The organism is Pseudomonas moorei, assembly GCF_008801475.1.
GTDB lineage: Bacteria > Pseudomonadota > Gammaproteobacteria > Pseudomonadales > Pseudomonadaceae > Aquipseudomonas > Aquipseudomonas moorei.
Window position 1 is genome coordinate 138,366 of the sequence record NZ_VZPP01000013.1, and the last position, 11,666, is coordinate 150,031.

The 11,666-nt window shown below is 61.3% G+C and carries 8 protein-coding genes; all 8 read right to left on the reverse strand.

Annotation, left to right across the window (positions count from 1 at the left end; all coding sequences use genetic code 11):
* Position 1 precedes the first annotated feature (1 nt).
* Complete coding sequence (locus F7R06_RS23980) at positions 2-1,567, reverse strand: MBOAT family O-acyltransferase (RefSeq protein WP_090325000.1); 1,566 nt, start codon at positions 1,565-1,567, stop codon at positions 2-4.
* Between the two features lie 150 nt (positions 1,568-1,717).
* The gene (locus F7R06_RS23985; protein ID WP_090324998.1) at positions 1,718-2,839 is read right to left on the reverse strand and encodes a mannuronate-specific alginate lyase; all 1,122 of its coding nucleotides are present in this window, start codon (positions 2,837-2,839) and stop codon (positions 1,718-1,720) included.
* Between the two features lie 8 nt (positions 2,840-2,847).
* Positions 2,848-4,296, reverse strand: a complete 1,449-nt coding sequence (locus F7R06_RS23990; protein ID WP_090324997.1) for an alginate O-acetyltransferase — start codon at positions 4,294-4,296, stop codon at positions 2,848-2,850.
* A 10-nt stretch (positions 4,297-4,306) separates the two neighbouring features.
* A complete protein-coding gene (algG, locus tag F7R06_RS23995; protein WP_090324995.1) occupies positions 4,307-5,905 on the reverse strand; it encodes a mannuronan 5-epimerase AlgG in 1,599 nt (532 codons plus the stop codon).
* 26 nt (positions 5,906-5,931) lie between these two features.
* Positions 5,932-7,413, reverse strand: coding sequence for an alginate export family protein (locus F7R06_RS24000; RefSeq protein ID WP_090324994.1), 1,482 nt, complete (start codon positions 7,411-7,413; stop codon positions 5,932-5,934).
* Positions 7,410-8,912, reverse strand: a complete 1,503-nt coding sequence (algK, locus tag F7R06_RS24005) for an alginate biosynthesis TPR repeat lipoprotein AlgK (protein ID WP_090324992.1) — start codon at positions 8,910-8,912, stop codon at positions 7,410-7,412. The genes F7R06_RS24000 and algK overlap by 4 nt, the downstream gene beginning before the upstream one ends.
* Before the next feature lie 9 nt (positions 8,913-8,921).
* Positions 8,922-10,091 (reverse strand): alginate biosynthesis protein Alg44, encoded by a 1,170-nt coding sequence (locus F7R06_RS24010; RefSeq protein ID WP_090324991.1) that lies wholly within the window; start codon positions 10,089-10,091, stop codon positions 8,922-8,924.
* Positions 10,092-10,126: 35 nt separating this feature from the next.
* Positions 10,127-11,608: a mannuronan synthase gene (gene alg8 / locus F7R06_RS24015; RefSeq protein ID WP_090324989.1), complete on the reverse strand. Its 1,482-nt coding sequence runs from the start codon at positions 11,606-11,608 to the stop codon at positions 10,127-10,129.
* Between the last annotated feature and the right edge of the window lie 58 nt (positions 11,609-11,666).

Consider the following 11,666-nt stretch of genomic DNA (forward strand, 5'->3'; position numbering starts at 1 on the left):
CTCAGAACTGGAAATAAAGGAACGGCGAGAAGCTTTGTGCCGAGAGTTTGAGAATCGATGCGATGAACAGCAGCAGCACCAGCGCGCGCATCACATAACGCGACCAGTCAGCGGTCCAGTAGGCCGGTTGCACCTGGGCGTCGACGCCGACGGTGTAGCCAGGCTGATGGATGCTCGCCGGGTTATCCCCAGGCGCGGCCTTGATCAGGCCCGGTTCGGCGGCGGCCGGGCCGTCGCTGTCGACGTTCACCGCAGGCCTGGTCTTGACCGGTGGCTGGTTGGTGTAGAAGTCGCGTAGGCCGAAGAACGCCAGGGTCACATAGGCCACGATCAGCGTTGCCACTTGCAGGCCGGTGAGGCTGGCCTGGTTGAGTTCCGACAGCGACCAGTCGCCGAAGCTGAACATCGCGCCGTACATGCGGCCGGCGACGTGCAGGTTTTCCGCACGGAAGATCACCCAGCCCATCACCACCAGCAGGAAAGTCAGCGCCCAGCGGATCGGGTTGAAACGGCGTGGCGAAGTGTTGAGGCCGATGGCTTTTTCAATCGCCAGCCACGTGCCGTGCCACGCACCCCAGACGATGTAGGTGATGTTCGCGCCGTGCCACAGACCACCGAGCAGCATGGTCAGGAACAGGTTGCGATAGGTCATCAACGTGCCTTTGCGGTTGCCGCCCAGGGTGATGTACAGGTAGTCGCGCAGCCAGGTCGACAGGCTGATGTGCCAGCGCCGCCAGAACTCGGTGATCGACTGGCTGACGTAAGGCTGCTTGAAGTTTTCCATGAAGCGGAAACCCATCATCAAGCCCAGGCCGATGGCCATGTCGCTGTAGCCGGAGAAGTCGAAATACAGTTGCGCGGTGTAGGCCAGCGCGCCGAGCCAGGCATCACCCGTGGTCGGGTTTTGCAGGGCGAAGCAATGGTCGGCCACCACCGCGAGGGTGTCGGCGATGAAGACCTTCTTGATGAATCCCTGCATGAACCGCGTGCAGCCCTCGGAGAACTTGTCGAGGGTGTGGGTGCGGTTGTTGAACTGGTCGGCCAGGTCACGGAAACGCAACACGGGGCCGGCGATCAGGTGCGGGAAGATCGCCACGAAGGCCGCGAAGTCGATCAGGTTGCGGGTCGCCGGGGTGTCGCCACGGTAGACGTCGATGATGTAGCTGATGGACTCGAAGATGTAGAACGAGATCCCGATCGGCAAGAGCACGTGGGTCAGGATGAACGGCTCCAGGCCCACCGACGTCATCATCGCGTTGATGCTATCGACGCCGAAGTTGGCGTACTTGAAGTAGCCGAGGATGCACAGGTCGACGGCCACGCCGAGCAGCAGCCAGCGCTGCGCCGGTTGGGTCCGCACGCCGGCGGCACCGACCCTCAGGCCGATCCAGTAGTTCCACAGCGTGACCGCGGCGAACAGCGCGAGGAAGTCCACCCGCCACCAGGCGTAGAACACGTAGCTGGCGATCAGCAGCAGCAAGTTGCGATAGCGTTGCCCGCTCAGGTAGTACAAGCCGAGAAAGATCGGCAAGAACAAAAACAGGAACACGTTGGACGAAAAAACCATCCCGATCTCTCCTTGTTTAACCACAGTCAAGGGCCGCAGCCCCCCCAAACCCCCCCACCAAAAACCGGGGGGCGTAACACACAAAAACTCAAACTCGACACCGACCCTGTGGGAGCGGGCTTGCCCGCTCCCACAGGGTTTTGGGTTGGCCTAAGAGCCTTTGCCCTTCTCGTTGGCCGGGTCATAGACCCTGGTCAGGTCGCCGCCCAGACGGAAGGTCTTGAACGGTTGCATGCCGTGCTTCTTCTCCAGCACGTCGGGCGTGCAGGTGTAGAGGGTGCAGAACGGTTCGAGCCAGGCGAATTTCATGTCCTCTTTCAAGTCGGTCATGTCCTGTTCCTTGCCGTTCTTTTTCTCGAACGCGTCGGGGTCTTTCACTCCGGCGAGGACGCGATCAGCCAGGCGTTTGAGCGCGCCGTTGTTTTCCTGGCGCAAGTCCACACCGTTGACCTGGGCGAAACTGGCAATCATCGCCAGCGGTGGCAGGGCGTAGTTGTGATAGGCCAGGGCGCGTTGCTGGCGCTTGAGTTCGTTGGGCAGGAAGCCGTCGGCGTCGACCTGGTTGGCGCCGACCTTGTATTCCTTGACCGCCCAATCGAACAGGTCGCGGCGGTTGGTGGCGATGGAGGTGGCCATCACCGACCAGGCGGCCCAGTACGAGTGGTTATTGGTTTGGTCCAGCGGCAGGTTGTCCCAGTCGCTGACCACCTGATCGGCCATCCTGCTGAACCAGGCTTCGATCAGCTGCGACTCCTGCTGATGGTTGGCCAGCGGATGGGAGTCGGAAAACTTCAGGCGAATGTACGCGGACGCCATGCTGCCCAGCGCCCATTTGCGCATCGACTTGCCGGTATGGTTGAAGTCCTTGGACATCAACGCATCGGCCTTGGCCCAGGCCGTCAGCCAACTGAGTGTGCATTCGAGCTGTTCCGGACGACCGTCACGCATGAACTGCATGACCCGTTTGCTGGTACCGCGCTCCAGTTTGGTGATGTCGGCGGTGCTGTCGCGAAAAGCTTTTTCCGATTGCACGTTCAACGTGGCGCGGGCCTTGTCCGAACCTTCGTACTTGCTGCGAAATTGCAGGGCGCCGGTATAAGGCGTCGGCATCGCTTCGCAGCCTTCGCCCTTGTCGCCGGTCTTGAGTTTTTCGATCGGCGCGAAGTAACCCTGTGGCGGGCGCAATGGCGCGGCCGCCTGGGTTGCGCCGGCGAACATCGCCAGGCTCAAAAGCGTGGGGGCCAACAGATTTTTCAATATCGGATTTCGCATGGCAGACCTCATTGCCCGGCCTGAGCGGTACGTTGCTCAGCGCTCGGGAATACGTTGCGTTTGCAGATTTTCGCTTCGACTTTCTGTGGCGCGGCACCCGCTTCAGGGCCCTGGACTTCGACGGCCAGCAAGTTCTGCGAGGCCCAGTCTTCGTCCGTGCGCAACTCAAAGGCGAAACGCCCGTCGGTCTCGGAGGTTTCCGGTTTGTCGATCTTGATGTCCTCGTGGCGCCCGTTCATGTACCAGAGGGTGGCTTGCAGGGTTTTCACCGACGTGTCGGCGAAGCGGATGTCGACCTGATGACTGCTGTTTTGCAGGTTCAGGTTTTTGCTGTTGACCATCAGTTCGTTCTTGCCCGGCTTCAGGGTGGTGCTGCCGGACATCTGTGCTTCCTTGCCTTCGCAACCGTTGTCCAGCAGCGCCATCATCTGGCGGTAGATGGTTTCCTGGTCGAGGCGATACAGCGGCGAGAATTCCCAGATGAGAATCTTCGGCGGGTTCTTCTGAAACTCTTCGCTGCCCAGGTACTGCAGCATCGAGCCTTCCAGGCCGCCGCCGGGGAACGCTACGTTGAGAATGTCGGCGCCGATGGCCTCTTCGAGGAAACCGGCGAAGTTGTAGTTCTTGCCACTGTGACTGGTGCCGACCAGGGTGATTTGCGGATTGCCGGAATCGCCGAACAGATCGCCATCGCCCGCTTCGCCTTTGGGTTCGGTGGTGAATTGATCCATGTACTGGATCGCGTAGCTGGTGCCACAGAGTTGACCGGCCATGTTGTGCAATGTTCCGGTCTTGCCCATGCGACCCGACTTATGGGTCTCGAACTCACGCTTGGGAATGCCGGCGAACTCGGGCATTTGCTTGATTTTCTCGGCGACGATTTTCGCCGTGCGCTGGGCACCGTAAGGCGTCCAGTGCTGGTCGCCGCGGAAGTAGAAGTCGTGGGCGGGCAGGGTGTCGGGCAACGATTCGTTGGTCAGTGGCGACAGGTCCGGCACCACGTAGCCCATGGCGGCGAAACGGCCGAGCATGGTTTTGTAGTTTCTCAGTGCCTTGTCGAAATCGAAGCTGGCTTTTTCCGCCGGGTTCAATTTGTTGCGGTTCACCAGGCCACGGGTCGGCTGGTAGACCACCACCAGTTCCACGCCTTTGCTCTTGAACGCATCGTGCAGTTGCTTCAGGCGTTTGTAGCCGGCGGGCGTGGTGTCGAATTCGGTGCGCAGGTCTTCCTGGGTCCGGAACAACCAGTCGCCCTGAGCCTGTACCAGCGTGGTGAAGTTCTGCTGATAGCGCGTGGTGTAGTTCTTTGCGTCGTGGGCGGCCGGGCACAGGCTGCAGCATGGTTCGGCGGTGTAAGTGGGCGCCTTGACTTCGTCGGCACGGGCACCGCTGGCGGCCGCCAGAATCCCGAGTGTCAGGCCCGACAGGCTGAGTAATTTGATCAAGTGTGGGTGCATAAAATTATCCTCAGTCCTGCATTTCGGTCTGGCGTTCGACAGGGTCGATCAGCACGGCTTTCTGCTGGCGCACCAGCAGGTCGAGAATTTCATCCTGGCGTTCGCCGAGAATCCCCGAGAAGCTGATGCCGCTGGATTTGGTCGGTGCGAGCATGGACACCCGGTACAGCTCGACGCTCAGCGGCGAGTCGATGGACAGCGGGCCGCTGCCATTGCCCGCCAGTTCACCGCCGACCACGATCAGCGACACCTGGGCGTCGAACGGATCGAGCTTGATGTCGCGGTCGGTGTTGGTCAGGTCCTTGATGTGGCCGTAGACGCCGGTCAGGCCGTTGGCCATGGCGACGTTTTCGTAGAGGCGGATGTTCACGCTGTTACGAATGCGGATGCCGTGGCGCCGGTTGCTGATCACCTTGTTGCCCCACAACAGGTTGTCGGCACTCTCGTAGAGGGTGATGCCGTCGGTGTGGTTCTGGTAGATCTCGTTGTGGGCGATCAGGTTGTTCACGCTGTTACGGTCGATCACCAGCCCCGAGAGGTGGTTGTCGTAGCTGCGGTTGTTGAAGATGAAACTGTCGTTGACCTCACGGGAAATAATGATCCCGTGCTTCTTCCTGGTCCCGTGCACCGTGTTGTCGGCAATGATCAGGCCGTGGGAGCGGTCGTGCGGGTCGATGCCGTAGACGATGTTGTCTTTGTAGGTGTTGCCCTTGACCACGAAGTCGCGGGTTTCGTAGCAGTAGAAGCCGTACCACATGTCCGAGAACTCGGAACCGACGATCCAGCCGGTCGGCTCGGGACGCTTGAGCACCTTGGCCATGTTCGGCGTGTATTGGGAAATACTCACGCCGTAGGACTTACTGTTGGCGTAACCGAAACTGGCGATCTTGCTGTTGGCGATGTAGGTCTCGGTGCCGCCCCAGGACAGCAGGAATGGCCGGAATTCCTTCGGCGAAGTGAATGTCGCCGGGCCGTTGTCCTTTTCGCGCCAGCCGGTGATTTTGGTATCACGCACGAACAACTGGCCGTCGTTGACCAGGAACGAGCCGGCTTCTTGCGACAGACGCAGCTCCTGGGTCTGCTTGTCGATTTCCAGGATGCCGTGGCGACCGACCACGATCGGCAACCGGGCGAGGAACACGCCCGGCGAGGTTTCGATGACGTACTTGGGCAGCTTTTTCGCCACGTCCTTGAGGTTCATGTAGCCGTCGTCGACAAAGATCGCTTGCGGGATGCCGTGCTGACGCACCACCCATTCGGCCATTTTGTTGTCGCCGCCGATGAAGTCCTTCAGGGCGTCTTCCTGCATCATCCGGCGTACGCTGATCTTGCCGGCTTTGCTGCGCACGATTTTCGCGGCGATGGATTCGGCGGTGTAGCCGGAGATGTCCGGCAGTTTCGGCGTGGCCAGTTCCAGCGGCGCGGTCGGTGCGCTGCTGACGGTGTAGGTCTTGGCCTGTTGCAGTTCCTTGGCCAGGGTGGCCGGCTTGCCTGGTTGAGGGGCCGCCGGTTCGACTTTGGCCGGCTCCACATTGGCGAAGGCAGCCGCACTGGCCAGCAGCATCGCGCCAGCCAGCAAGGTCAACGAACCTTTCTTGGCATTGTTCATGTCGGGGACTCCCTTCGCGGTGTGCATCAGAAGCGCCAGATCACGTCGATGAACGCGCGGTGCATGTACGAATCAACCTGGCTGCCGTAGGCATCGCCCGGCTTGAACACGCCGCCACGGAAGCGCACCAGGGCCGAAGGCTCGTCGATCTTCTGGCTCAGCGCCGCTGGCAACAGGCCCTGTTTGAAGTACTTGGTGACCACCAGGTCCATTTCCTGACCCATGTCTTTCTCGCCATCGTTCAGCGGCAGCGAGGTGCTGGAGAGCACGGCGCCGGTGACGTCGTCGGTGGTGTTCTGCACCGCATCGATGCCGTTGCTGCCGACCGGCTTGTTGCCGTCGACACGCCAGAACTTGTGGTAGATCAGGCTGGCGTCGTACTCATCGTTGAGCATCCACGAACCAAACAAGGTGGCGGTTTGCAGGTTGTTCATTTCGCCACGGAAGGCTTCGCCGAAACGGTGGACCCGTGAGCGTGTGCCGGTGTAGTTCGAGCGGTTGCTTTCCAGACCGTTCTGTTCGTAATCGGCGCTGGCCCGGGCGTAGGCCGCACCGACTTGCCATTGCGGATCGAGGCGCAGGCGCACGCCCAGGTCGGTGGCCCAGCCGTTGACATCGCCGCTTTGCTTGGCTTGCGCGGGCACAGTGCCATCGGCGTTCAGCGGGTTGACCGTATCGCGGTCGCCGCTCATGCCGGTGACGCTGCCCCAGTAATTGACGGTGTTGGTGTTGCGCCAGTTATAGGCATCACTGTTGGCCTGGAGGCCGATCCAGCTGATGTCGCCGTTCTGTTTTTTGTCCAGCGAGTCGCTGGGCACACCCGGTTGCGGATAGTCGAGCTTACCGTCGTCGTGGGTGTGATGACCGCGAATGCCGACCCATTGCCCTGGCGTCCACTGGTACTCGGCCTCGGCGTAAGCGTGCAGGCGATCCTTGTCCTTGGGCGCCAGCTCTTTCAAATCGGTGCGGTACTCGCTGAAGCGTTCGGCGACACCTGCATTGGCGCGCAACAGGGTGGTGTCGAAGGTCCAGTTCAGGGCTTCGATGTTGGTGTCGCGCCATTGTCCGTCGTCGTTGTGCAGGCGCTGGCGACCGAATTTGAGGATCTCGCCGGGGTAGGGCGTGAAGCCGCTGTAGCCGACCCAGAACTCGCGCATCGCCAGGTAGTTCTTCTTGGTCTGACGATCATTGTTGCTGGTGTTCTCGGTGCCTTCGGACTGTTGCAGGGTGTCGGTTTCGATGATGTCCGTGGCCGTCACGGCCTGACCCATGGCGTAGGCGCTCCACGCGCCGCTTTCGCCATAGACCCAGGGACGCAGGTCGAGACCGACACCGTTGACGTCGCCGCCGGGCCGGGTGCCGAGGTCGCGGTCGTCTTCGGACTGGCCGGTGATCTTCACTTCGAGGCCGAAGTTCTTGGTTTCGGTGATGGCCGCCAGTGTCGGGCAGGACCAGATCAGCGCGAATGTCAGGCCAATACCGGCCTTCATGAATGGATTGAGCTTCATAGGGATTCCTCGCCGTCCTCTTCTTGCAGGGCGTGCAGTTGCAGCGTGTTCTGGCTCAAGGCACCACGAGTCGCCTGTTCCTGTTTCAACAGTCGTTGGGCCTCGGCAAGCTGCGCGGGCGGCAGTTGGGCTTCGAGTGTTTGCGCAAGCTCGGTGGCTTGCGGGGTGTTCTGGACCTTGGCCAATTGGCTGAAGACATAGGCATTGAGCGGGTCAGGCTTGGTGCCCTTGCCCTGGGAAAACAATTGAGCGATGGCGAAGTCGGCGCTGTTCTGGCCGTTGCGCGCCGCAGTCAGCAGATGGTCGAGGGCCTTCTGTGGATAAACCTTGCCCAGGTAGCCCCGGCGATAGATCTGGCCGAGGTAATAATCGGCGGCGACTTCGCGGCCGACGGCTTTCTGGAAGTGTTCTTCGGCGACCTTGGCGTCAGCCGGGACCATCTTGCCTTCGTAGTAGAGCTTGCCCAGCAGCAGTTCAGCGCGTGGCTGGTCGGCGGCGCGACCGTTGTCCAGGTACTTCATCATCTGGTCGACATCGCCCAGCTCGGGGAAGTCGTAGAGCAACTGCGCGAGGGTGACCCACGACGCCGGGTAGCCTGGAGCAATGGGTTCGAGCAGCGACTGCGCGGTTTTTTCGTCAGGCGTGCCAAGGGTCGAATCAGCGAGCACACGGGCCACACTGTCAACCCGTTGCGCCGAAACCGCGCCGCGAGCGTGGGCGGCTTGCAGCTGCTTGATCAGTTCGGCTTGCTGCTCAGGCTTGGCCTGTTTCTGATAGACCGTGGCCAGCTCGACGTAGCAGATGTCGGTGGTGTTCAACGCGGCTTTGCAGATCGTTGCCACTTCGTCCAGGTGCTGGTCGTAAGTGCCCTGGGTGCGGTAGAGCAGCACCTGCGCCAGACCCGCTTCCGGTTTGCCTTCGGCGCGCCATTGGCTGATTTGCTGCTGGGCATTCACGTTGGGGAAGCTGTGCGGGTATTGCAGGTACAGCATGGCCAACGGGATCAACGTGTTGCCTTCGCCATTGGCGCCGGCTTTTTTCAGCAGGCTTTCGGCTTCGTGATGCTCGGCTTCGGTGGCGCCGGGTTTGGCCACCAGCAGGCGACCGAGGCGTGCCTGGGCCCGTGGCGAAACATCGGCGGCGGCGCGATAGGTCGCCTCGGCCTGTTTGATCTGATCGGGGTCGCGGCTGTCGACCTGAATGTCAGCCAGCCCGACTTGCGCCTCGCTGTAGCCCAGGTCCGCCAGCGCGCGGTAGTTTTGCGCCGCAGTGGTGGTGTCGCCACGCTTGAGGGCTTCGTTGGCCAGGCGCTGGTCGGGCAGGCCGGCACAGCCAGCCAGGCTGACTGCCAGAGCAATGGCGCACAGTGAGCCCATGTGGGAGGGAGCCTGCTCGCGAAGCAGGCGCCCCGGTGCATCAGACAAACCGCGTCGATTCTTTCGCGAGCAGGCTCGCTCCCACAGGGTCGGCGGTGTGTTCAAGATAGTCGTCACAGGCATGTCCTCCGCTTAAAGACCAGCGGCCATGGCTTTGTCGATCAGCCAGTTCAGGTTCGGGCCACGGTCGCTGCTCACTTCCACCGGGCGGCCGGCGAAGGTGGTGTCCAGGGCTTCGTCCGGCTGGATCAGGACGCGAATGTCGGACGACAGGTCGGCGCTTTTCAGGCTGGTGCTGCTGACGATCTTGCCGGTGCGGGATTTGTCTTCGCCGGCGATCTGGAAGCGCACCGCAGTGCCTGGCAGCACGTCGCTGAACTGGCGATAGGAGAAGCGCGCTTCAACGTTGGCTTCGCTGTTGCGTGGCACCAGTTGGAAGATCACGTCGCCTTTGCTGGCGTACTGACCGTTGGCGACCATTTGTTGAGCCAGGGTGCAATCGCACGGCGAAGTCAGGGTGCCGGTCATTTGCTTGCCGAACAGCTCTTCGACCTTGGCCGGTGTCAGTTGATCGTCTTCCAGATGGCCCTTGAGCACGTCGAGCATGCTGGTGCTGAAGGTCGCCAGCGGGGCGCCTTTGGCGGCCACGCCATCGGGTTTCAACAGACTCTGCACGGTACCGTCGCGGGGCATGGTGATGCTCACGCCGGGCACGCTGACCAGACCGGCCTGAGCGTGGCTGACGAAGTACATGCCATACACCGACTTGAAGATGAAGCCGAACGCTGCCAGGCCAACCACGAAAATCCCCAGGCTGAAGGTCACGGCTTTCATGCGCCCGAACGCGGACATGCCGTGGCCGCCGTCCTTGACCTTGCGTGCCTTGGTGAAGTTGTCACGCTGCAGCGTCGCCAGCACTTCGCCGATGCTGACGATGTCGCCGGCCAGGTGCGAGGTGATCAGGTGGCGCAGGGTCGAGATGTCTTGTTGTTCAAGGTTCTGGAACTGGCAACCGGCACGACCGGTCTGGCGATCGAAGGAGCGAACCTGCAACTCGACGTCCATGGCCAGGCCGAGGTTGTCGATCACGAATTGCAGGCGGGCCTTGTACACATCGCCGGCCTTGAGCGGCAGCTGGCCGGCGTTGAAGGCCAGGCCACCGGCGGAGAGGTCGAGCACTCGCGCTTCGACCGGCGTGCGGTCGGGACCGAAGAAGCGCAACTTGGCCGGGATTTTCACTCGGGCGTGTTGGCGCTGGGCTTCGGATTCATGCACTACGTTGGCGTTGACGGCGGTATTCATAGGGGCGGTTTCCTTGTTAATTCAGGCGAGTTCGGTCAGACCATCAACAGCAGCACGGCGACGAAAATGCTGCCGGCAGAGAAGGTCATGGTCCGAGACGACCAGGTGTTGAACCAACGTTGAAAGCTGGCGAGATCTCGGGTCAGAGAAGTGGGCTGGCGAGTCCAGGACTGTTGGTCGAGGCGGAAGAACACGTAGATCTTCACCAACGCACCGACGATCTGGTTGTAATAGAGAATCGCCGGGTAGGCCGGCCCGATCCGGTGACCGGAGCAGGACAGCAGCAGGGTCAGGATCAGGCGGGTAATGCCGATCCACAGCAGGTAAACCAGGATGAACGCGGTGCCGTATTTGAAGCTGGCGATCATGGCGACGGTCAGGCCGAGCAACGAGGTCCACATCGACACGCGCTGGTCGAACAGCACCACCGAGGTGAACAGGCCGAGGCGCTTGATCCCCAGGCCCAGGGCGCGGGAATTCTGCCGCAGGTTGTTGCCGTACCAGCGGAACATCAGTTTGCGACTGGCCTTGATGAAGCTCTTTTCCGGCGGGTGTTCAACGGTGTGGATCGCCGCGTCGGGCACGTAGAAGGTGTCGTAGCCCAGGCGCATGAGGCTGAACCAGCTCGACTTGTCGTCACCGGTGAGGAACTTGAAACGACCCAGGCGCCAGTGTTGCAGCGAGTCGCTTTCCACGTCGGCGATGAAGTCCGGGTTTGTCACGACGCTGGCGCGGAATACCGACATGCGCCCGGTCATGGTCAACACGCGCTTGGACAGGGCCATCGAGCACATGTTGATGTGACGCTGGGCGAAGCGCAGCTTGTGCCATTCGCTCATGATGTAGCCGCCGCGCACTTCGCAGAACTCGTTGGTGGTCAGGCCGCCGACGTTGCCGAACAGCTGGAACCACGGCACGGTCTTGAGCACCACACCCTCGGCGAGCACGGTGTCGCCATCGATCACGGCCACCACCGCACGGTCATCCGGCAGGTGACGGGAGATGGCACGGAAACCGTAGGCCAGGCCGTCACGCTTGCCGGTGCCGGGAATGCGCACGAAGTCGAGCTTGACCCGGGCCGGTGGATTCATCCGGTTCCACAGGCTTTTCACCAGCAGCTCATCGGACATTTCCACGATGGAACAAACCACGGTGGTCGGCAGGCCGCAGTCGATGGCTTCGCGGATCACCGAGCTGTAGACCTGCGCGGTGGTCAGGGCGTCGATGCGGAAACTGGTGACCATCAGAAAGACATGGGACGGGTCCGCCGCTTTACCAAGCTTGCGCACTTTGCGCCGCAGGTGCGGATAGACCACGTAGAGAAACAGCATGCCGCGCAGAAAATGCGTGGCCCCCATCGAGTAGCGCCAGATGCCGACGATACCGATCAGGAAAATGAAGTCCTTCGACTCGGAGTCGAACGTGGATACAGGCAACGCCAGGGCGATGCCCATCAATAAACTTAGATAAAACAGCCAACCGGCGGCCTGGAGTAGGCCGTGCTTTAGCCTGTGCATAATCGGAATCCTAAAGTCAGTTGAAAGCTTCAAGCCTCAAGCAGCAAGCGAGGAGCGC

Excerpts from the sequence above, each read along its gene's own strand:
- F7R06_RS23980 (WP_090325000.1), bottom strand. The coding sequence starts at position 1,567 with ATGGTTTTTTCGTCCAACGTGTTCCTGTTTTTGTTCTTGCCGATCTTT.
- F7R06_RS23985 (WP_090324998.1), bottom strand. The coding sequence starts at position 2,839 with ATGCGAAATCCGATATTGAAAAATCTGTTGGCCCCCACGCTTTTGAGC.
- F7R06_RS23990 (WP_090324997.1), bottom strand. The coding sequence starts at position 4,296 with ATGCACCCACACTTGATCAAATTACTCAGCCTGTCGGGCCTGACACTC.
- algG (WP_090324995.1), bottom strand. The coding sequence starts at position 5,905 with ATGAACAATGCCAAGAAAGGTTCGTTGACCTTGCTGGCTGGCGCGATG.
- F7R06_RS24000 (WP_090324994.1), bottom strand. The coding sequence starts at position 7,413 with ATGAAGCTCAATCCATTCATGAAGGCCGGTATTGGCCTGACATTCGCG.
- algK (WP_090324992.1), bottom strand. The coding sequence starts at position 8,912 with ATGCCTGTGACGACTATCTTGAACACACCGCCGACCCTGTGGGAGCGA.
- F7R06_RS24010 (WP_090324991.1), bottom strand. The coding sequence starts at position 10,091 with ATGAATACCGCCGTCAACGCCAACGTAGTGCATGAATCCGAAGCCCAG.
- alg8 (WP_090324989.1), bottom strand. The coding sequence starts at position 11,608 with ATGCACAGGCTAAAGCACGGCCTACTCCAGGCCGCCGGTTGGCTGTTT.